The sequence below is a fragment of the Leclercia barmai genome (assembly GCF_049312895.1).
Lineage (GTDB): Bacteria > Pseudomonadota > Gammaproteobacteria > Enterobacterales > Enterobacteriaceae > Enterobacter > Enterobacter barmai.
This window is the reverse complement of record NZ_JBMNWZ010000001.1, coordinates 378,771-397,370: the sequence shown is the minus strand read 5'-3', so window position 1 is coordinate 397,370 and position 18,600 is coordinate 378,771. Positions and strand designations below refer to the sequence as shown.

General features: G+C 61.8%; 19 protein-coding genes. 11 read left to right on the top strand and 8 right to left on the bottom strand.

Annotated elements, in window-relative coordinates; genetic code table 11:
- Positions 1 to 92: 92 nt before the first annotated feature.
- The 4 genes from ACOYA6_RS01795 to ACOYA6_RS01780 all read left to right on the top strand — a co-directional run bounded on the left by ACOYA6_RS01795 (position 93) and on the right by ACOYA6_RS01780 (position 2,867).
- The gene (locus ACOYA6_RS01795) at positions 93 to 1,190 is read left to right on the top strand and encodes an oxidoreductase (RefSeq protein WP_422653932.1); all 1,098 of its coding nucleotides are present in this window, start codon (positions 93 to 95) and stop codon (positions 1,188 to 1,190) included.
- A 61-nt stretch (positions 1,191 to 1,251) separates the two neighbouring features.
- On the top strand, positions 1,252 to 1,995 hold the full coding sequence (locus ACOYA6_RS01790; RefSeq protein WP_039031393.1) for an SDR family NAD(P)-dependent oxidoreductase: 744 nt from the start codon (positions 1,252 to 1,254) through the stop codon (positions 1,993 to 1,995).
- A 190-nt stretch (positions 1,996 to 2,185) separates the two neighbouring features.
- The gene (locus ACOYA6_RS01785) at positions 2,186 to 2,482 is read left to right on the top strand and encodes a type II toxin-antitoxin system RelE family toxin (protein WP_223074902.1); all 297 of its coding nucleotides are present in this window, start codon (positions 2,186 to 2,188) and stop codon (positions 2,480 to 2,482) included.
- Complete coding sequence (locus ACOYA6_RS01780) at positions 2,463 to 2,867, top strand: helix-turn-helix domain-containing protein (protein WP_223074903.1); 405 nt, start codon at positions 2,463 to 2,465, stop codon at positions 2,865 to 2,867. Before ACOYA6_RS01785 ends, ACOYA6_RS01780 begins: the two co-directional genes overlap by 20 nt.
- Here ACOYA6_RS01780 and ACOYA6_RS01775 read toward each other — a convergent pair.
- Complete coding sequence (locus ACOYA6_RS01775; RefSeq protein WP_139564535.1) at positions 2,864 to 3,061, bottom strand: YbdD/YjiX family protein; 198 nt, start codon at positions 3,059 to 3,061, stop codon at positions 2,864 to 2,866. The genes ACOYA6_RS01780 and ACOYA6_RS01775 overlap by 4 nt on opposite strands.
- A 59-nt stretch (positions 3,062 to 3,120) precedes the next feature.
- Positions 3,121 to 5,226 (bottom strand): pyruvate/proton symporter CstA, encoded by a 2,106-nt coding sequence (gene cstA, locus ACOYA6_RS01770; protein ID WP_422653931.1) that lies wholly within the window; start codon positions 5,224 to 5,226, stop codon positions 3,121 to 3,123.
- Between the two features lie 291 nt (positions 5,227 to 5,517).
- Between cstA and ACOYA6_RS01765 the strand changes: the two genes are divergently transcribed.
- The 3 genes from ACOYA6_RS01765 to ACOYA6_RS01755 are packed head-to-tail and all read left to right on the top strand — an operon-like array spanning position 5,518 to position 7,824.
- Positions 5,518 to 6,234, top strand: a complete 717-nt coding sequence (locus ACOYA6_RS01765; protein ID WP_039031398.1) for a nucleoside recognition domain-containing protein — start codon at positions 5,518 to 5,520, stop codon at positions 6,232 to 6,234.
- Entirely contained in the window at positions 6,234 to 6,698 is a 465-nt protein-coding gene (locus ACOYA6_RS01760; protein WP_039031399.1) for a YjiG family protein, read from the top strand. Before ACOYA6_RS01765 ends, ACOYA6_RS01760 begins: the two co-directional genes overlap by 1 nt.
- A 13-nt stretch (positions 6,699 to 6,711) precedes the next feature.
- On the top strand, positions 6,712 to 7,824 hold the full coding sequence (locus tag ACOYA6_RS01755; RefSeq protein WP_422653930.1) for a M20 family metallopeptidase: 1,113 nt from the start codon (positions 6,712 to 6,714) through the stop codon (positions 7,822 to 7,824).
- Positions 7,825 to 8,256: 432 nt separating this feature from the next.
- On the opposite strand, the gene entH is transcribed toward ACOYA6_RS01755, so the two are convergent.
- From entH to entC, 5 genes are read right to left on the bottom strand one after another with little or no spacing between them, the layout of a single operon-like run.
- Positions 8,257 to 8,670, bottom strand: coding sequence for a proofreading thioesterase EntH (entH, locus tag ACOYA6_RS01750; RefSeq protein ID WP_422653929.1), 414 nt, complete (start codon positions 8,668 to 8,670; stop codon positions 8,257 to 8,259).
- The gene (entA, locus tag ACOYA6_RS01745) at positions 8,671 to 9,417 is read right to left on the bottom strand and encodes a 2,3-dihydro-2,3-dihydroxybenzoate dehydrogenase EntA (RefSeq protein ID WP_422654496.1); all 747 of its coding nucleotides are present in this window, start codon (positions 9,415 to 9,417) and stop codon (positions 8,671 to 8,673) included.
- A 2-nt stretch (positions 9,418 to 9,419) separates the two neighbouring features.
- A complete protein-coding gene (locus ACOYA6_RS01740; protein WP_039031403.1) occupies positions 9,420 to 10,274 on the bottom strand; it encodes an isochorismatase in 855 nt (284 codons plus the stop codon).
- An 11-nt stretch (positions 10,275 to 10,285) separates the two neighbouring features.
- Positions 10,286 to 11,896, bottom strand: a complete 1,611-nt coding sequence (entE, locus tag ACOYA6_RS01735; protein ID WP_422653928.1) for a (2,3-dihydroxybenzoyl)adenylate synthase EntE — start codon at positions 11,894 to 11,896, stop codon at positions 10,286 to 10,288.
- A 9-nt stretch (positions 11,897 to 11,905) separates the two neighbouring features.
- Positions 11,906 to 13,081 carry an isochorismate synthase EntC gene (entC, locus tag ACOYA6_RS01730; protein WP_039031405.1) on the bottom strand — a complete coding sequence of 392 codons (1,176 nt, stop codon included), beginning with the start codon at positions 13,079 to 13,081 and terminating at the stop codon, positions 11,906 to 11,908.
- A 187-nt stretch (positions 13,082 to 13,268) separates the two neighbouring features.
- Here entC and fepB point away from each other — a divergent pair, with 187 nt between their 5' ends.
- Positions 13,269 to 14,228: a Fe2+-enterobactin ABC transporter substrate-binding protein gene (fepB, locus tag ACOYA6_RS01725; protein WP_138369621.1), complete on the top strand. Its 960-nt coding sequence runs from the start codon at positions 13,269 to 13,271 to the stop codon at positions 14,226 to 14,228.
- 91 nt (positions 14,229 to 14,319) lie between these two features.
- On the opposite strand, the gene entS is transcribed toward fepB, so the two are convergent.
- Entirely contained in the window at positions 14,320 to 15,567 is a 1,248-nt protein-coding gene (gene entS, locus ACOYA6_RS01720) for an enterobactin transporter EntS (protein WP_422653927.1), read from the bottom strand.
- A 111-nt stretch (positions 15,568 to 15,678) separates the two neighbouring features.
- On the opposite strand from entS, the gene fepD reads away from it, so the two are divergent.
- The 3 genes from fepD to fepC are packed head-to-tail and all read left to right on the top strand — an operon-like array spanning position 15,679 to position 18,469.
- A complete protein-coding gene (gene fepD, locus ACOYA6_RS01715) occupies positions 15,679 to 16,683 on the top strand; it encodes a Fe(3+)-siderophore ABC transporter permease (protein WP_138369623.1) in 1,005 nt (334 codons plus the stop codon).
- A complete protein-coding gene (fepG, locus tag ACOYA6_RS01710) occupies positions 16,683 to 17,672 on the top strand; it encodes an iron-enterobactin ABC transporter permease (RefSeq protein WP_422653926.1) in 990 nt (329 codons plus the stop codon). The genes fepD and fepG overlap by 1 nt, the downstream gene beginning before the upstream one ends.
- Positions 17,669 to 18,469 (top strand): iron-enterobactin ABC transporter ATP-binding protein, encoded by an 801-nt coding sequence (gene fepC / locus ACOYA6_RS01705; protein WP_422653925.1) that lies wholly within the window; start codon positions 17,669 to 17,671, stop codon positions 18,467 to 18,469. Before fepG ends, fepC begins: the two co-directional genes overlap by 4 nt.
- Positions 18,470 to 18,600 lie beyond the last annotated feature (131 nt).

Sequence of the window (18,600 nt, the reverse complement as noted above, 5' to 3'; positions counted from 1 at the left end):
ACGGAAAAAGCATAAGATAAAGCAAAAAAGTATTAGCCATCCGGATGTCCAGACATAACATCAGGTTAGCGCTTCGCAAAAAGGACAACATCATGAGCAACACTGACATCCGCGTCGTTCCCGGCCCGGCAAACTACTACTCCCACCGCGGCGCCCTGGCCCGGCTGGACGATTTTTTCACCCCGGTGCAACTCTCCCGGGCGGTGTGGATCTACGGTGAACGCGCCATTGCCGGTGCCCGCCCGTTCCTGCCGGAGAGCTTTAACGCCCCGGGGGCAAAGCAGCTGCTGTTTAAAGGCCACTGCAGCGAGCGCGATGTGAATGACCTGGCGCAGGCCGCGGGGGATGACCGCAGCGTGGTGATTGGCGTCGGCGGCGGCGCGCTGCTGGATACCGCCAAAGCGGTGGCCCGTCGTCTGGGTCTGCCGCTGGTGGCTATTCCGACCATCGCCGCCACCTGCGCGGCATGGACCCCGCTGTCGGTGTGGTACAACGATGCCGGGCAGGCGCTGCATTTTGAGATCTTTAACGATGCCAACTACCTGGTGCTGGTCGAACCCGAGATCGTCCTCAACGCCCCGGCGGAGTATCTGCTGGCCGGGATCGGCGATACCCTGGCGAAATGGTATGAAGCGGTGGTGCTGGCACCTGAGCCCGAACACCTGCCGCTGACGGTAAGACTTGGCATTAACGGGGCGCTGGCGATCCGCGACGTGCTGCTCGAACACAGCGAGCAGGCGCTGGCAGATCAGGTGCGCCGCGAAGTGACCCGGGAATTTCATGACGTGGTGGACGCCATCATCGCGGGCGGCGGGATGGTCGGCGGGCTCGGCGAGCGCTTTACCCGCGTGGCGGCGGCGCATGCGGTGCATAACGGCTTAACGGTACTCCCGCAGACCGCGCCATTCCTCCACGGCACCAAGGTGGCGTACGGGATTCTGGTGCAGAGCGCCCTGCTTGGTCAGGACGACGTGCTGCGCGAACTGGCGGCGGCGTACCAGCGCTTTAACCTGCCCACCACCCTGCGCGAGCTGGAGATAGACATCCACAACCGCGAGGAGCTTGACCGGGTGATCGCCCATACCCTGCGCCCGGTGGAGTCGATCCACGCCCTGCCGATTGCCCTGACGCCTGAGGTTCTGCGCGCGGCGTTTGAAAAAGTCGAAAACCTCAGCCACCCGGCGCATTGACGTCGCGCAAACGCCCTCTATACCTAATGATGGTTCTCATCACTCTTGAGTTGAGGTCATCATGCAGATCGATTTAACAGGTAAGAAGGCGCTGGTTACCGGTGCCAGCCGTGGGTTAGGCCGTGCCATTGCGCTGTCGCTGGCCCGGGCGGGTGCCGATGTGGTTATCACCTATGAAAAATCCGCCGATAAAGCCCAGGCCGTCGCGGATGAAATCCGGTCGCTGGGGCGGCACGCCGAGGCGATCCAGGCGGACAGCGCCAGCGCAGAGGCGATTCAGGACGCCGTCACCCAGGCGGCGCGCAGCCTTGGCGGGCTGGATATTCTGGTGAACAACGCCGGGATCGCCCGCGGCGGCCCGCTGGAATCCATGACCTTGGCGGATATTGATGCCCTTATCAACGTCAACATTCGCGGGGTGGTGATCGCCATTCAGGAGGCGCTGGTCCATATGTCCGACGGCGGGCGGATCATCAACATTGGCAGCTGTCTGGCTAACCGCGTGGCCCAGCCGGGTATTGCCGTCTACTCCATGACCAAATCGGCGCTCAACTCGCTGACCCGAGGGCTGGCGCGCGACCTCGGCCCGCGCGGGATCACCGTTAACCTGGTCCACCCCGGCCCGACCAACAGTGACATGAACCCGGAAGACGGCGAGCAGGCCGCCTCCCAGCGTCAGCTTATTGCGCTCGGCCACTACGGTCAGCCGGATGATGTCGCCGCTGCGGTAACCTTTCTCGCCAGCCCCGCCGCCGGGCAGATCTCCGGTACCGGCCTGGACGTGGACGGCGGGCTGAACGCCTGATGCCCGCTCGCAGTTCTGATGTAAGCCTCTGTTCTCTGGCAGAGGCGTTTTCGACCCGCCTCGACGAACCGTTATCTGCCCCTTTTTTCGCCCTGCCCACCGCCCTACAGTAGCCCATAAGTAATTCGGAATTTATCTAATAGTCTTATTATTTCCTTATATTTTGTGTGGGCGTACAGTGGAGGTACGGATGGTGATTTTTTGGTCACGGACTGCAAAGAAGGCACTCGCTAAAATCGACAGCCGGTATCGGCAGCGAATAGAAGCAAAACTTGCCCAACTGAATGACCGCTCGGCTCCCCAACCCGATATCAAGAAAATATCGGCTTCTGAGAACCGTTTCCGTCTGCGAGTAGGTGATTATCGAATCTTCATTAGCCTTCAGGATAATCACCATCAAGAATGTATTGTTTTAGCCGTCAAACGCAGAACAACAACGACCTACCTGCACGAGGAGGATGTGCCCTATGGCTGTTCAGATCATTAAGGACGATGAAGGGAACGCGCAGTACGCCGTGATCCCTTATGACGAATATCTTTGGATGTGTTTCCAGATGGCAGAAATCGACGACGAAACAGACGACGATCTGGAAGATATAGAGATTGAGCACGATATATACGATGACGTTGAATTACCCGGAGAGGTGTGCAGCATCATGACCTGGCAGGATGTCAGCCTGCAGGCGGCCTGGCGCATTCATCGCGGCTTATCCCAGCAGGAGGTCGCCGACAAACTCGGCATCAGCCAGTCCGCCGTGTCACAGCTGGAAGCCGTTGACTCCCGCCCGCAAAAACGCACCCGTGAAAAGCTGGCGGCCATTTATGGCTGTAAGCAGGAACAGATCAGTCTGTATTTACCGAAAGAGGGTTAACAGCACTTCGCCCCGCCTTTGCCGCCGTAGCGCGCATCCTGGCGATCGCGGAAAAATTCTTCGTAACTCATTGGCGTCTGGTCAGGGTGATTGACGCGCATATGCTCGACGTAGTTGTCGTAGTCCGGCACGCCGATCATCATCTTTGCTGCCTGACCTAAATATTTACCGGCTTTGGATAGGGTGTCGAACATTTCTTTTATCTCACAGAAAATGTAGGCCGGGTAAGCGCTAGCGCCACCCGGCACACGGGTTAATGCGCCCCTTTCGCCTGGGTCACAATCTCTTCATAGTTGGCTGGCATCGGCTCGTACGGCGTCTCTTTCGCCGTTGGCTTGTCCTGTTTCAGGGCGGCCATCGCGGTCTTCAGAGAATACAGCGCCAGCACCACAACCACCACCATAAAGAAGATGGTCAGCCCGGCATCCAGACGGTTGTTAAACACCAGCTGGGACAGCTGCGATTCGGTGTACTGCGCCGGGATCTTGCCGCTGTCGATCATCGCCTGGAACTTGTTGGCGATAGCCAGGAAGCCCACTTTCGCATCCGGGCTGAAGGCTTTCTGCCAGCCGGCGGTCAGGGTACAGATCAGCAGCCAGGCTGTTGGCACCAGGGCCACCCAGGCATAACGCTGACGTTTCATCTTGAACAACACTACCGCGCAGAGCATCAGCGCCATACCGGCCAGCATCTGGTTCGCGATACCGAACAGCGGCCACAGGGTGTTGATGCCGCCCAGCGGATCGACTACCCCCTGATGCAGGAAGTAGCCCCACGCCAGCACGCAGAGCGCCGTCGCCAGCAGGTTAGCCGGTAGCGATTCGGTACGTTTCAGGCCCGGGGAGATTACCCCCAGCAGATCCTGCAGCATAAAGCGCGCCGCACGCGTCCCCGCATCCACCGCCGTCAGGATAAACAGCGCTTCGAACAGGATCGCAAAGTGATACCAGAACGACACGTCCATCAGGCCGCCCAGCGCGCCGTGCAGAATGTAGGCCATCCCTACCGCCAGGGTCGGCGCACCGCCCGCACGAGAGATAATCGACTGCTCGCCCACTTCGTTAGCAATGTGGGTCAGAGTCTCCGGCGTAATGGCAAAGCCCCAGCCGCTGACCACCTGTGCCGCAGACGCCACCACGTCCGCCGTACCGGCAGGCGCCAGTACCGCAATCGGGCTGTTCATCGCGAAGTAGACGCCCGGATCGATAATGCAGGCCGAGACCAGCGCCATAATGGCCACGAAGGACTCCATCAGCATGCCGCCGTAGCCGATAAAGCAGGCCTGATTTTCATTGGCCAGCATCTTCGGCGTGGTGCCGGAGGCGATCAGCGCGTGGAAGCCAGAAACCGCGCCACAGGCAATAGTGATAAACAGGAACGGGAACATGTTGCCGGTCCAGACCGGGCCGGTGCCGTCAATGAATTTGGTCACCGCAGGCATGGTCAGGGTCGGGCGCATGATCAGAATGCCAATCGCCAGCCCGACAATGGTGCCGATTTTCAGGAAGGTGGAGAGGTAGTCGCGCGGGGCCAGCAGCAGCCACACCGGCAGTACCGCCGCCACAAAGCCGTAGCCCACCAGCATCCAGGTCAGCTGAACGCCGGTAAAGTCAAAGTACGGCGCCCAGGTCGGGCTCTCGGCCACCCAGCCGCCGGAGATAATGGCGAACACCAGGAAGAACAGGCCAATCACCGACACTTCACCGATGCGCCCCGGGCGCAGATAGCGAATGTAGATGCCCATAAAGATCGCCAGCGGAATGGTAAAGGCGACGGTATAAGTTCCCCACGGGCTGTGGGTCAGGGCTTTCACCACGATCATCGCCAGTACGGCGAGGATGATCACCATGATCATAAAGGTCGCGATCAGGGCAATCACCCCGGCGGTCGGGCCCATCTCCTCTTTCACCAGCTCGCCGAGCGAACGCCCGTCGCGGCGGGTGGAGACGAACAGCACCATAAAGTCCTGCACGGCTCCGGCCAGCACCACCCCGGCGAGGATCCAGATCATCCCCGGCAGATAGCCCATCTGCGCGGCAAGCACCGGCCCGACCAGCGGCCCGGCTCCGGCAATCGCGGCAAAATGGTGACCGAACAGCACTTTTTTATCGGTTGGCACATAGTCCAGCCCGTCGTTGTGGCGCACCGCAGGGGTCATGCGCGTCGGGTCAACCGACAGCACGTTGCGGGCAATAAACTTGCCGTAAAAACGATAGGCAATTAGATAGATACAGACCGCTGCGACGACTATCCACAGCGCATTAATCTGTTCACCGCGGTTGAGGGCGATATAGCCCAACGCAAAGGCTCCCACCACGGAGAGCCCTGCCCATATGAAGTATTTCCCTGAGTTATTCATGATATGGTTTCCATCATCGCAGAAGTGAGATGTTACATTTTGTATCTATAACACTCGCTTAAGATTTAACAACTCAACTACACGTAAAAACAGACATCCAACCAGTCATTTACATAACAGTGTTAAGCCGATCACTTTCACCCTGTACGCCCGCCGTCTCGCTTAATACCCACTTCACACTTCGCGCAAATTTCCCCTTATCCGCAATTACAGGATGATTTACATCAGTTTTTTTGTGGTCTTTCTCACCAGAATAGCCAGGCGAGACCTCACATAAACAAGGAAAAGGAAATGAAGAGTTCACACCCTGAGGAGTACAAGGTTGGTCCCGGCGCCTATTTTGCTCTGGCGTTTGCCGCCGTTTTTTTCTCCGGCCTGTTGGGCGGTAAAGAGTGGTACGGCGTGTTTGATTTCACCACCCTCAACGGCGCGTTTGGCAAGGTGGTGAGTAAAGCGAGTCTTGATGATGGCACCTTAACCACCGCCACCAGTGCCTTTCGCGGCACCGGCGGCAGCGGCGCGATGGATGGTTTTCTGTTTGCCCTCGGGCTTATCCCGGCGGTGATGTTTGCGCTCGGCATGATCAACGTCCTGGAGCACTACGGTGCCCTGCGTGCCGCGCGTAAATTGCTGACCCCGCTACTGCGCCCGCTGCTGGGGATCCCGGGCACCACCGGTCTGGCGATGATCGGCAGCCTGCAAAGCACCGACGTGGGCGCATCGCTGACCCGCAACCTCGCCGACGAGGGGCAGATCACCGAGAACGAAAAAGACGTTTTCGCCATGTTCCAGTTCTCCGCCGGGGCGATGATCACCAACTTCTTCTCGTCCGGCGCGATCCTCTTCACCCTGGTGGCCATCGACGGTACGGCGGCAGTGCCGACCTCCATCGGAGCCTGTATCGGGGTGATGTTCATCATGAAAATCGTCGGCGCCAACATGATGCGCCTGATAGTCAGATTCCAGAATAAAGCCCCCGCCTCTGCCCCGGCACAAGGAGAAGCCTGATGAGCGCCCCACAATCAAATCCTGTTATTACCGACGTCTTCGTCGAAGGCGCCCGCAAGGGCTGGAGCATCGCCACCAGCAGCACCCTGCCGAACGTGGTGATGGCTTTCATCATTATCAAAGCCCTGGAGATCACCGGGGCGTTAAAAGGACTGGGGATGGTTTTCGCCCCGCTGATGGGGCTGTTCGGCCTGCCGGGCGAGGCCGCCGCGGTGCTGATTGGCGGCTGGATGTCGATGGGCGGCGGGATCGGGGTCGCCATCGGCCTGTTTGATAAAGGCATTCTCACCGGCGAGCATCTGGCGATCCTCGCCCCGGCCATCTACCTGATGGGCTCTCAGGTGCAGTACCTCGGCCGCATTCTGGGGGTGATTGGCACCCGCGCCACCCGTATTCCGCTGATGATCGGCATCTCCGTCATCAACGCCTTCTTAGCCATGCTGCTGATGCGCATTATTCTCTGAAAAAGGACCTCGCATGAACCTTGAACATTACATTGAAGAGCTGAAAACCCTGGTCAACGTCGACTGCGGCACCAGAACCCTCGACGGCGTCGCGACGGTGGCGGGCATTATGCAGCGCCTGTGGCAGGCCGAAGGCTGGCATGCTGAGCAGGTGGATCTCGGCAACCAGGTAGGCCCTGGCGTATTTGTCACCAACCAGCCGCAGGCGGCGCAGTTTGACGTGCTGCTGGTCGGCCATCTTGATACGGTGTTTGCGCCGGGCACGGCGGCAGCGCGTCCGCTGAGTCAGGATGAAACACGGCTGTACGGCCCCGGCGTCTCCGACATGAAAAGCGGCCTGCTGAATATTCTGTGGGCGATGCGCGGGCTGGACGCGGCTGACAAAGCGCGGCTGTCCATTGCCGTGGCGATGAACCCGGACGAAGAGACCGGCTCGGTGCACTCCCACGAATGGATCGGCGAGCTGGCAAAACGGTCCCGCTGCGTGCTGGTGTGTGAAGCGGCGCGCGCCGACGGCTCGCTGGTGAAAGCCCGCAAAGGGATGGCGGGCTACCAGCTGCACTTCAGCGGCGTGGCGGCGCACGCGGGTAACGACCCGGAGAAAGGCCGCTCGGCGATAACGGCGCTGGCTAATGCGATTATTGCCATTAACGGGTTAACCGACTGGGATCGCGGCACGACCCTTAACGTCGGGGTGATTCAGGGTGGCAGCGCGGGCAACGTGGTGGCAGACAGCGCGAGTGCCGAGCTGGACGTGCGTTTCTGGGAAAACGACGAGTATGACCGGGTGCATCAGGCGCTGGAGGGGTTATGCGCGAAAGGCTTCCTTGACGGAGTCACCACCACCCTCACCCGTGTAAATCACAAACCGGCGATGGCCACCAGCGACGACACCCGGGCATTAATGCAGAAGGTTGAAAACGCCGGACGCGAAGAAGGGATCGCCATAACCTGGCAGGCGGTGGGCGGCGGCAGCGATGCCAACCATACCGCCGCGCTGGGCATCCCGACGTTAGACGGCTTTGGCCCGATCGGTGCCGGATTCCACAGCCCGGCGGAGTGGCTGGAGATTGCCTCGATCGCGCCGCGGATCAGGTTGTTGAAGCGGGTGGTGTCCATGTTGTAACGATCGTGCGGCTGTGTGCCCGGTGGCGGCTTCGCCTTACCGGGCCTACAACACCCACGAACCGTAGGCCGGGTAAGCGCAGCACCACCCGGCAACAACACCCCGAACCGTAGGCCGGGTAAGCGCAGCACCACCCGGCAACAACATCCCGAACCGTAGGCCGGGTAAGCGCAGCACCACCCGGCAACAACATCCCCGAACCGTAGGCCGGGTAAGCGCAGCGCCACCCGGCAACAACACCCCGAACCGTAGGCCGGGTAAGCGCAGCGCCACCCGGCAACAACATCCCGAACCGTAGGCCGGGTAAGCGCAGCACCACCCGGCAACAACATCCCCGAACCGTAGGCCGGGTAAGCGCAGCACCACCCGGCAACAACATCCCCGAACCGTAGGCCGGGTAAGCGCAGCGCCACCCGGCAAAAAGCCCCGAACCTACCCCAACACCATCGTACTCAACCGGCAGGTACAGCAGCGCCGTCCCTGCTCGTCAAATACCACGATCTCCCAGCTCTGGCTGGTGCGCCCGAGGTGCAACGGGTGACACACTCCGCGCACTCTCCCCTGCGATACCGCCCGGTGGTGGGTGGCGTTGAGCTCCGTTCCCACCACGCTCTGCCCGTCGCGGGTCATCAGAAAACCAGCCATCGACCCCAGGGTCTCCGCCAGCGCCGCCGACGCGCCGCCGTGCAATAAACCAAACGGCTGATGGGTGCGGGCATCCACCGGCATGTCTGCTTCCAGGGTGTCGTCACCGATACGGGTGTAGACGATCCCCAGATGCGCCACCAGGGTGTTCTGACTGGAGGCGTTCAGCTCCTCCAGCGATAAATGACGTTTCCAGATCATCTAGGCCCCCAGCGTGGAGCCGCCGTCCACCACAATATCCTGCAGCGTAATGTGGCTGGCATGGTCGGAGGCGAGGAACAGCACGGTGCTGGCGATCTCCTGCGGACGGGCAATTTTGCCCAGCGGGATCCCCAGCTTGAACTGCTCGCCAAAGCCGCGAATGCGCTGCTGCTCGGCGTCGTCGCTTACCCACAGGGTGCGCTGCATGTCGGTATCGGTGGAGCCCGGCGAGACCAGATTGCAGCGCACGCCGCTGCCCGCCAGCTCAAGGCCAACGGTCAGGGCCAGGCTCTTCAGCGCCGCTTTCGAGGCGCCGTAAGCACTCATGCCGATGCGCGGGGTGTGCGCCGCGTCGGATGCCACGGTGACAATCGCCCCGCCCTGCTGACGACGGAACTGGCCCATCGTCTGCTGGAACAGGTTAAACGCCCCACCCACGTTGACCGCAAACGTCTCCTGCCAGTCGTCCTGCGACAGCTGGTCCGTTGCCCCCATGCGTAAAATACCGGCGGCGTTAACCAGCACGTCCAGGCGATCAACCGTCGCCAGCACGCGCCCGCAGACCTCGTTTACCTGAACAGCGTCAGCCACGTTCAGCACTTCGGTGGCAAACGGATAACGCGCCTGCGGGAAGGCGACGTCAAAGCCCGTCACCCTTGCCCCTGCCTCGGCAAACGCAAGGGCGGTGGCGTAACCGATGCCTTTTCCGGCCCCGGTCACCCAGACGGTTTTACCCGTGAAATCCAGCATCATTTCACCTCGCGGGAGAGCAGCGCCCACCAGGCATCCAGGGTCGGGTTTTTCGCCAGCATCACGAAGTCGATATCGCCATGCACTTTGCGCCAGCGCGCCGCCAGGGCCATCATGCGAACCGAATCCAGACCGTAGTCGATCAGGTTTTCGTCATCCATCGGCTCGTCGGACTCATCCAGCAGCGGCAGGATCAGTTCCCGCAGTGCGTCTTTCGAGGCAGGAATGGACGGCAGCAGCTCGTCGGTGGTCACCACGCGCCCGGAACGACCGGCCACGTACTTGAGCGACATCAGGTGCTCGTCGCGGGTGAAATCCGCCAGCGCGTCGGCAACAAAGAACGGCTGAATGTCGCGCATAAAGGCGTCGGTGGCGGTGGTCATACAGCCGATGTGGGCGTACACGCCGGTGATAATCAGCTGGTCACGCCCGGTCTCTTTCAGCATCTGCTCCAGCGGCGAGCGGTGAAACGCGCTGTAGCGCCACTTCACCAGCACGGTATCGGCCTCATCCGGCGTCAGTTGTGCGACAATGCGCTGCTGCTCCGGCGAGCGGGTCAGGCCCGGCCCCCACATGTCGTTCAGCAGGGCGCGATCTTCATCACTCTGCTCTTTCGGCTGGGCGGTGTAGTAAACCGGAATGCCCTGCTGCTTGCAGTAGTCGCGCAGGCGGGCGATGTTCGCCACCACCTGCGCCATCATCGGGCAGTTATCGCCCCAGAAGTTGAGGAAATACTCCTGCATATCGTGGATCAGCAACGCCGCGCGGGAAGGCTCCAGCGTCCAGCTCACTTTATTGGTCGGCAGATCTGCCGCGCCTGGCAGCGCGTAACCGGTTAATTTTGGAATTGCCATCGTCTTGCTCCTCAGCCCTGCGCCCGTTCGGCCAGCCACAGGCGTAATTGTTTTTTATCGACTTTGCCTACCGGCGTCAGGGGCAGTGCCTCCAGGCACTCCACGCGATCCGGCAGCTTGAATTCAGCCACGCCCTGCTCGCGCAGGAAGCGGCGCACCTCGACCGCACGCAGGGGCTTTTTCACCACCAGATATGCGCAGCTCTTCTCGCCCAGCAGGCTGTCCTCCATGCTGACCAGCGCGGCGTGGATCACCGATTCGTGGCGCAACAGCAGGTTTTCCACCTCTTCGGCGGCAATCTTCTCCCCGCCACGGTTGATCTGATCTTTCTCGCGCCCCTGGACGGTGATGTAGCCCTGCTCGTCAATGGCGATCAGATCCCCGGAGCAGTAAAAGCCGTTCTCATCGAAGGCGCTGGCGTTGTGTTCCGGGCTGTTGAAATAGCCGCGGAAGGTGTACGGCCCGCGGGTCATCAGACGCCCCACCTCGCCGCGCGGCAGCGGATTGCCGTGCTCATCGGCCACCCACACTTCATCATCCGGACACATCGGGCGGCCCTGGGTATTGATGATGCGCTCCGGCGAATCGTCCAGCGCGGTGTAGTTCACCAGCCCTTCGGCCATGCCAAACACCTGCTGGAGCTGGCAGCCAATCTCGGCCGGAATGCGGGTCGCAAGCGTTGCGGAAAGCCGCGCCCCGCCAACCTGCAATAGCTCCAGCGACGCCAGCTGTGCGTTACCCGCCCCTTCGCTGATGGCCTGCAGCCACAGGCTGACCGCAGGCGGCACCAGCGAGGTGACGTTAACCTGATGCTTTTCGATAAGCCCGAAGCAGAGCGTGGCGCTCGGATCGTGAGCCAACACCACGCAGCCCCCGGCCATAAAGATCCCGAGAGTGCCCGGGGAGCTCATGGCGAAGTTGTGCGCCGCAGGCAGCGCGTTCAGGTAGCGGGTTTGAGCGGTGATACCGCAGATCTCGTTGCTGCGACGGATGCTGTAGTAGTAGTCGTTGTGGGTGCGCGGGATCAGCTTCGGCGTGCCGGTGCTGCCGCCGGAAAGCTGGAAGAAAGCCACTTCGTCCGCCGGGGTCGGGGTGGCGATAAAGTTCTCCGCCGGGCGGTCAATGGCCGCCTCCAGGGCGTGTTCCCCCTCATCACCGCGCAGCCACACCAGGCGCACGGAGCGGTGCTGATCGACAAAGGTGTTCAGGAAATCGTCGCCGGCAAAGAGCGCATGTTCGCGGTCGGCAATCAGCAGCGCAGGTTTGATCTGCAAAGCGTAGGCATTCAGCTCGCTGCGATGATGGCTGAACAGCGCATTTACCGGGGCCACGCCCACCTGCAACAGCGCGAAAAAGGTGATGTAGAACTCGGCGACGTTGCCCAGCTGCACCAGCGCGGTTTCGCCACGCTTGATCCCTTTTGCCTGCAGCGCAGACGCGAGGTTATTGACGGCGTGCCGGAACTGGCGATAGGTGATACAGCGTTCGCCGTCGATAAGCGCCAGCGCCTCGCTGTCGCCGTGACGGGTCAGAATGTCCGTCAGGGGCAGATCCTGCCAGTAACCTTTTTCACGATAGCGGCGGGCAAAATCATCGGGCCAGCGGGTAAAGGGAAGGGTCATGTTTAATCCTTAGTGCAAGCCAAAAACGTTGAGCATGGTGGTCAGTTTCACGCCGGTTTCGCGCCATTCGGCCACCGGCGAAGAGGCCGGAACAATCCCGGCACCGGCAAACAGGCGCACGCTGTTGGCCTGAATGCGCGCACAGCGGATGGTGACCACCCACTCGCCGTTGCCTTCGCTGTCGCACCAGCCGACGATGCCGCCGAACAGCTCGCGGTCGAACGGCTCCAGCTCGGCAATCAACTCTTTCGCCGCCTGGTGCGGGAAGCCGCTCAGGGCCGGGGTCGGGTGCAGCAGGCAGGCCAGGGTCAGGGCGTTTTCGTGCTCGCGCGCCTCGCCTTCCACCGGGGTAGCCAGGTGCCACAGGGTCGGCGTGGTGACCAGCTGCGGAGACGCCGGCATGGTCAGTTGATGGCTGCGCGGAGCCAGCACCGCTTTCATCGCCTGGGTGACCAGGTCGTGTTCGTGGCGATCTTTTTCCGAGGCCAGCAGCTTGTTGCCCGCCTCGCGATCGAGAATGTCATCCGGCTGACGACGCGCGGAACCGGCCAGCGGCAGAGAGCTAAAGTGCGCTCCCTCTTTACGCAGCAGCAGCTCCGGGCTCGCCCCCAGCAGCACCCCGCCGTCCTCCAGCGGGACGTGGAAGTTAAAGCTGGCCGGGTTCTGGGCGATCAGTTTTTCCAGCAGCGCGCTGCTGTCGATGTTCTCCGCCGTCGCAATGTCGATAAGCCGGGAAAGCACCACTTTGTTGACGCGCGGGGTGGCGGTCAGGGCGGCAGCGCGGGCCACCATATCCTCAAAGGCTAACTGCGCCGGGATCTCGGTGCGGGATTTCACCGTCAGCGGCGTCGACCGGGCGGCATAGCGGGCAGACTGCTGGCGCGCCGGGCGGGCAAAATTTTGCCACTGCTGGGGGATAAACAGCGACGACGGCTGACGAGTATCGAACGGGATGGCCCCGACCATCACCGGGTTAGCAATCCCGGCGGCTTTGGCATCGGCAAAGGCCTGCGCCAGCTGCTGCTGAAACGCGCTCGCCGGATCGTCGCCGTTGACGGCAGGGGTAGTGAAGCGGGCAAAACAGCCAGACGTGGTGAAACTGCGATAAGGCGACATAAAAAAGAAGCTGTCTTTTTGCAGCCGGGTCGCGGTGTGCTGAACATCCTCAGCCAGTGACGTATCCATATCATCCTCCTGAAATGATAAAAGCAGTAAGAATTATTATCATTTATATTTTCGCTGGCTAACCTAATCCCAGAGCGCGATGGTGTCAACCGCAGAGCGCGCAACTTGTGCGACTATCGCTTGCATCCCTGCGCCTCATTCATGAAAATGAGAAGCATTAACTTCAACAAAAACAGGATGCCCCTTAGTGAAACTGCCCGCCGCATGCCGTAACACCCTGCTTTTAATCAGCCTTTTACTTTCAGGATTAACCTCAGCCGTCGCCGCCGACTGGCCGCGTCAGGTCACTGACAGCCGTGGAACGCACACTCTGGAGAGCAAACCGACGCGCATTGTCTCCACCAGCGTGACCCTTACCGGCTCCCTGCTGGCGATTGACGCCCCGGTGGTCGCCAGCGGTGCTACCACGCCAAACAACCGCGTCGCGGACGATCGGGGCTTTTTGCGCCAGTGGGGCGATATCGCGAAACAGCGTAAGCTGGCGCGGCTCTATATCGGCGAGCCGAGCGCAGAAGCCGTTGCCGCCCAGATGCCGGATCTGATCCTGATCAGCGCCACCGGGGGCGATTCTGCCGTCGCGCTGTACGATCAGCTCTCCGCCATCGCCCCGACGCTTATCATCAATTACGACGACAAAAGCTGGCAGGCGCTGCTGACCCAGCTCGGCACCATTACCGGCCAGGAGAAGCAGGCTGCAACCCGAATTGCCGAGTTCGATAAGCAGCTCGCCCGAGTGAAGCAGCAGATGAAGCTGCCGCCGCAGCCGGTCAACGCCATCGTCTACACCGCCGCCGCCCACAGTGCCAACCTGTGGACCGCCGAATCGGCGCAGGGCAAGCTGCTGCAACAGCTGGGCTTCTCCCTTGCCACCCTGCCCGCCGGGCTGAACCCGTCCCAGAGCCAGGGCAAGCGCCACGACATCGTGCAGTTAGGGGGGGAAAACCTGGCCGCCGGGCTGAACGGCGAAGGGCTGTTCCTGTTTGCCGGCGACCAAAAGGACGTGGATGCGATTTACGCCAACCCGCTGCTGGCCCATCTGCCAGCGGTGCAAAACAAGCGCGTCTGGGCGCTGGGCACAGAGACTTTCCGTCTGGATTATTTCAGTGCGACGCGGGTGTTAGAACGTTTAGAGACGCTTTTCAAATAAAGGGCTCCCAACCCGTAGGCCCGGCAAGCGAAGCGCCGCCGGGCGCTTTTGCCGGATGGCGGCTTCGCCTTATCCGGCCTACAAAATCGGGCTATGACACCTTTTCAATAACCATTGGCTCCTGCCGGAACCGGCGCAACTCCGCCAGCACCACCAGCAACATCACTCCCACTAACGCCAGCACAAATCCGCTGCTGCTCGCCGAGGCCACCGGGGTCATTATCGCCCCCAGGCCACCCAGGATCGCCGCACCAATGGCATCGCCGGTGACGTTCTGCGCCGTCCACAGGCCGTTGATGCGCCCGAGCATCGCTTCCGGGGTCTGGGTCTGGATCAGGGTGTACTGCAACAGCGAACTGACCGCGCTCAGCCAGCCGAACAGCGCCAGACAGACCACGCCCAGCGCCCAGACCGGCATCAGGCTAAAGAAGCCAATGGCGATAAACGAGGCCAGGGTCGCCAGCAGCATAATCAGCCCCGGACGCGCGCTCTGCGCCAGATTGCCGCTGGTAAGCGCACCAAAGGCCGCGCCCAGTGGGATGGCGGCATACAGCAGACCGATCTGCGACACGCTCATCTGCCACTCCAGCGCCAGCGCCGGATAGAGCACCCGCACCGCGCTCGCCATCGTCAGCAGGCCGCCCATCAGGGCGATGCCGCCGATCAGCGGATTGCTGAACAGAAAACGGATCGCCGCCAGCAGGGATTTCAGCGGATGTTCACGCGGCTGCGGCGGAGGCGGCAGTAAAGGCAGACGCAGCAGGGTTAAGGTGGTAATAAAGGTGCCCGCCGCCGCCAGACCGTAGTTCCAGGCCACATTCCCGGTGCCGAGCAGCAGCCCGCCGACCATCGGCGAGATCACCGATCCCAGACGCACGGTGAGCATCGTAATCGCCCCCGCCTGCATCAGATTCTCGCGCCCCACCAGCGTAGGCGTCGCCGCCAGCAGCGCCGTTACCCCAAGGGAGGCAAAAAAGCCGTCCCACAGGCCGAGGGCGTAAATGGCGATCAACGACGGTTCCGGCAGCATGGCGTTCAGACACAGGCCGACAAATCCCACCCCGCAGGTGCCGCGGGCCAGCAGGATCAGCTTCTTACGCTCGTAGCGATCCGCCAGCACCCCGCCCACCATCAGGCCGATAAACATCGCCCCGCCGGTCAGGGTGACGGAGAGCCCCACCAGCCAGCTGGAGTGGGTCATCATCTGGATTTGGACCGGTACGGCCACGCCGAGCAGGCCAAGGGATAAAATGGAGATAAAACGGGCAATAAAAACAGCACGAAACGCCGGATGGGTCTTCAGCAGGCTCAGATTGAGCAGCCAGGATTGTCGGGTCATTACAAAGCCTTAATGGTTTCTTTTGTACCAATTCCATGGCCGCACATGCTAACATAGCTAAATAAGATAGATAACGATAATTACTATCATTATCAAATCATGGATGTTGCTATGTCGTACTCCCTTTCCGCGTCACGCGCCGTTGCCGTGCCCGGCTTACTGTTACTGCTCACGCTGGCGATCGCCCTCAGTCTGTTGGTGGGTGCCAAACCGCTGCCGTTTTCGGTGGTGGTCGATGCCTTCTCCGCCACCTGTCAAAGCGCCGACTGCACTATCGTGCGGGATGCACGCCTGCCGCGTACCCTCGCCGGGCTGCTGGCCGGTGCCGCCCTCGGTCTCGCCGGGGCGTTAATGCAAACCCTGACCCGCAATCCGCTGGCCGATCCCGGCATTCTCGGCGTCAACGCCGGGGCGAGCTTCGCCATCGTACTGGGCGCGGCGCTGTTTGGTTTTTCCTCCCCCGGCGAACAGCTGGTGATGGCCCTGTGCGGCGCCTTTGCCGCCTCCCTGCTGGTAGCCTTTACCGGCAGCCAGGGCGGGGGCCAGCTCAGCCCGGTGCGCCTGACGCTCGCGGGCGTGGCGCTGGGCGCGGTGCTGGACGGCCTCTCCAACGGCATCGCCCTGCTTAATCCGGACGTTTACGACCAGCTGCGCTTCTGGCAGGCGGGGTCGCTGGATATCCGCACCCTGCAAACCCTGCAGGTGGTAAGCGTGCCGGTGCTGATTGCCGCCGCCGTGGCGCTGCTGTTAAGCCGGGCGCTGAACAGCCTGAGCCTCGGCAGCGACACGGCCACCGCCCTGGGCAGTCGCGTGGCGCGCACCCAGCTGCTGGGGTTGCTGACCATCACCGTATTGTGCGGGAGCGCCACGGCGGTGGTGGGTCCCATCGCCTTTATCGGACTGATGATGCCCCACATGGCGCGCTGGCTGGTGGGGGCCGATCACCGCTGGTCCCTGCCGGTCACGCTGCTCGCCACCCCTGCCCTGCTGCTGTTTGCCGATATTCTCGGGCGTCTGCTGGTGCCCGGTGAGCTGCGCGTCTCGGTGGTCAGCGCCTTTATCGGCGCGCCGGTGCTGATCTTCCTGGTTCGCCGCCAGCGCGGAGGTGCCCTGTGATGGCCCCGTCCCGACGTTTAGTTTTCAGCTGCCTGCTGCTGGTGCTGGTCAGCCTCGGCGTGGCGATATTGAGCCTTAAGAGTGGCGCGGTGATACTTGATTTCACTCAGGTGCTCGATGCCCTGACCGGCAGTGCCCCGCGCAATATCACCATGCTGGTCAACGAATGGCGACTGCCGCGAGTGACGATGGCGCTGCTGGTGGGCGCGGCGCTTGGGATCAGCGGCGCGATTTTCCAGTCGCTGATGCGCAACCCCCTCGGCAGTCCGGACGTGATGGGCTTTAACACCGGGGCCTGGAGCGGCGTGCTGGTGGCGATGGTGCTGTTTGGTCAGCATCTGACGGCCATTACCCTGGCGGCGATGGCGGGCGGCATTCTGACCTCGCTTGTCGTCTGGGCGCTGGCCTGGCGCGACGGGATCGAAACTTTCCGCCTGATCATCATCGGTATCGGCATGCGCGCCATGCTGATGGCGTTTAACACCTGGCTGTTGCTGCAGGCCTCGCTGGAGACCTCGCTCTCGGCCGGGCTGTGGTTCGCCGGGTCGCTCAACGGCCTGACGTGGGCCAAAACTCTGCCCGCCGCCCCGCTGATCGTGCTGATGTTTATCTGCGCCCTGCTGCTGGTGAAGCGCATGCGCCTGCTGGAGATGGGCGACGACAGCGCCTGTGCGCTGGGGGTCAGCGTCGAGCGTTCGCGTCTGATGCTGATGCTGGTGGCGGTGGTGTTAACGGCTGCGGCCACCGCTATCGCCGGGCCGATCTCCTTTATTGCCCTTGTCGCACCGCACATCGCCCGCCGTCTGAGCGGCACCGCCCGCTGGGGGTTAACCCAGTCGGCGCTGTGCGGGTCGCTGCTGCTGCTGGCGGCGGATCTCTGCGCCCAGCAGCTGTTTATGCCGTATCAACTTCCGGTGGGCGTTGTGACCGTCAGTCTTGGCGGGATCTACCTTATCGTCTTGCTTGTTCAGGAGTCCCGCAAGAAATGACAGAGACTGCAACCCGCTTGCGCGGCGAAAATCTGACCCTCGGCTACGGTAAAAAAACCGTGGCTGAGAATTTGCAGGTGGCGATCCCCGATGGCCACTTCACCGCCATTATCGGCCCCAACGGCTGTGGAAAATCGACGCTGTTACGCACCCTGAGCCGTCTGATGACGCCGCTGCACGGCAACGTGTTTCTCGACGGGGAGCAGATCCAGCGCTTTGCCAGCAAAGAGGTGGCGCGCCGGATCGGGCTGCTGGCGCAAAACGCCACCACCCCGGGGGATATCACCGTGCAGGAGCTGGTGGCGCGCGGGCGCTATCCGCATCAGCCGCTTTTTACCCGCTGGCGTAAAGAGGATGAGGCGGCGGTCACCAAAGCGATGCAGGCGACCGGTATTACCGACCTGGCGGCGCAAAGTGTCGACACCCTCTCCGGCGGACAGCGTCAGCGGGCGTGGATTGCGATGGTGCTGGCCCAGGAGACGTCGATCATGCTGCTGGATGAGCCGACCACCTGGCTGGATATCAGCCATCAGATTGACCTGCTGGAACTGCTGAGCGATCTGAACCGCACGCAGGGCTTTACCCTGGCGGCAGTGCTGCATGACCTGAACCAGGCCTGCCGCTATGCTACGCATCTGATCGCCCTGCGCGACGGCAAGATTGTGGCGGAAGGTGCGCCGAAAGAGATTGTTACCCCCGAGCTGATCGAGCGGATCTACGGCATGCGCTGCATGATTATTGACGATCCGGTGGCGGGTACCCCGCTGGTGGTGCCGCTGGGGAAACGTGCGGTCTGATCCCCTCACCCCGGCCCTCTCCCCAAAGGGGCGAGGGTGAAAAGACGGCTCCGTGCGCTCCTTCCCCAAAGGGGCGAGGGTGAAAAGACGGCTCCGTGCGCTCCTTCCCCAAAGGAGCGAGGGTGAAAAGA

Bases quoted from the DNA above. Each gene is read 5' to 3' on its own strand.
- ACOYA6_RS01795 (WP_422653932.1), top strand. From the start codon at position 93: ATGAGCAACACTGACATCCGCGTCGTTCCCGGCCCGGCAAACTACTAC.
- ACOYA6_RS01790 (WP_039031393.1), top strand. From the start codon at position 1,252: ATGCAGATCGATTTAACAGGTAAGAAGGCGCTGGTTACCGGTGCCAGC.
- ACOYA6_RS01785 (WP_223074902.1), top strand. From the start codon at position 2,186: ATGGTGATTTTTTGGTCACGGACTGCAAAGAAGGCACTCGCTAAAATC.
- ACOYA6_RS01780 (WP_223074903.1), top strand. From the start codon at position 2,463: ATGGCTGTTCAGATCATTAAGGACGATGAAGGGAACGCGCAGTACGCC.
- ACOYA6_RS01775 (WP_139564535.1), bottom strand. From the start codon at position 3,061: ATGTTCGACACCCTATCCAAAGCCGGTAAATATTTAGGTCAGGCAGCA.
- cstA (WP_422653931.1), bottom strand. From the start codon at position 5,226: ATGAATAACTCAGGGAAATACTTCATATGGGCAGGGCTCTCCGTGGTG.
- ACOYA6_RS01765 (WP_039031398.1), top strand. From the start codon at position 5,518: ATGAAGAGTTCACACCCTGAGGAGTACAAGGTTGGTCCCGGCGCCTAT.
- ACOYA6_RS01760 (WP_039031399.1), top strand. From the start codon at position 6,234: ATGAGCGCCCCACAATCAAATCCTGTTATTACCGACGTCTTCGTCGAA.
- ACOYA6_RS01755 (WP_422653930.1), top strand. From the start codon at position 6,712: ATGAACCTTGAACATTACATTGAAGAGCTGAAAACCCTGGTCAACGTC.
- entH (WP_422653929.1), bottom strand. From the start codon at position 8,670: ATGATCTGGAAACGTCATTTATCGCTGGAGGAGCTGAACGCCTCCAGT.
- ACOYA6_RS01740 (WP_039031403.1), bottom strand. From the start codon at position 10,274: ATGGCAATTCCAAAATTAACCGGTTACGCGCTGCCAGGCGCGGCAGAT.
- entE (WP_422653928.1), bottom strand. From the start codon at position 11,896: ATGACCCTTCCCTTTACCCGCTGGCCCGATGATTTTGCCCGCCGCTAT.
- entC (WP_039031405.1), bottom strand. From the start codon at position 13,081: ATGGATACGTCACTGGCTGAGGATGTTCAGCACACCGCGACCCGGCTG.
- entS (WP_422653927.1), bottom strand. From the start codon at position 15,567: ATGACCCGACAATCCTGGCTGCTCAATCTGAGCCTGCTGAAGACCCAT.
- fepD (WP_138369623.1), top strand. From the start codon at position 15,679: ATGTCGTACTCCCTTTCCGCGTCACGCGCCGTTGCCGTGCCCGGCTTA.
- fepG (WP_422653926.1), top strand. From the start codon at position 16,683: ATGGCCCCGTCCCGACGTTTAGTTTTCAGCTGCCTGCTGCTGGTGCTG.
- fepC (WP_422653925.1), top strand. From the start codon at position 17,669: ATGACAGAGACTGCAACCCGCTTGCGCGGCGAAAATCTGACCCTCGGC.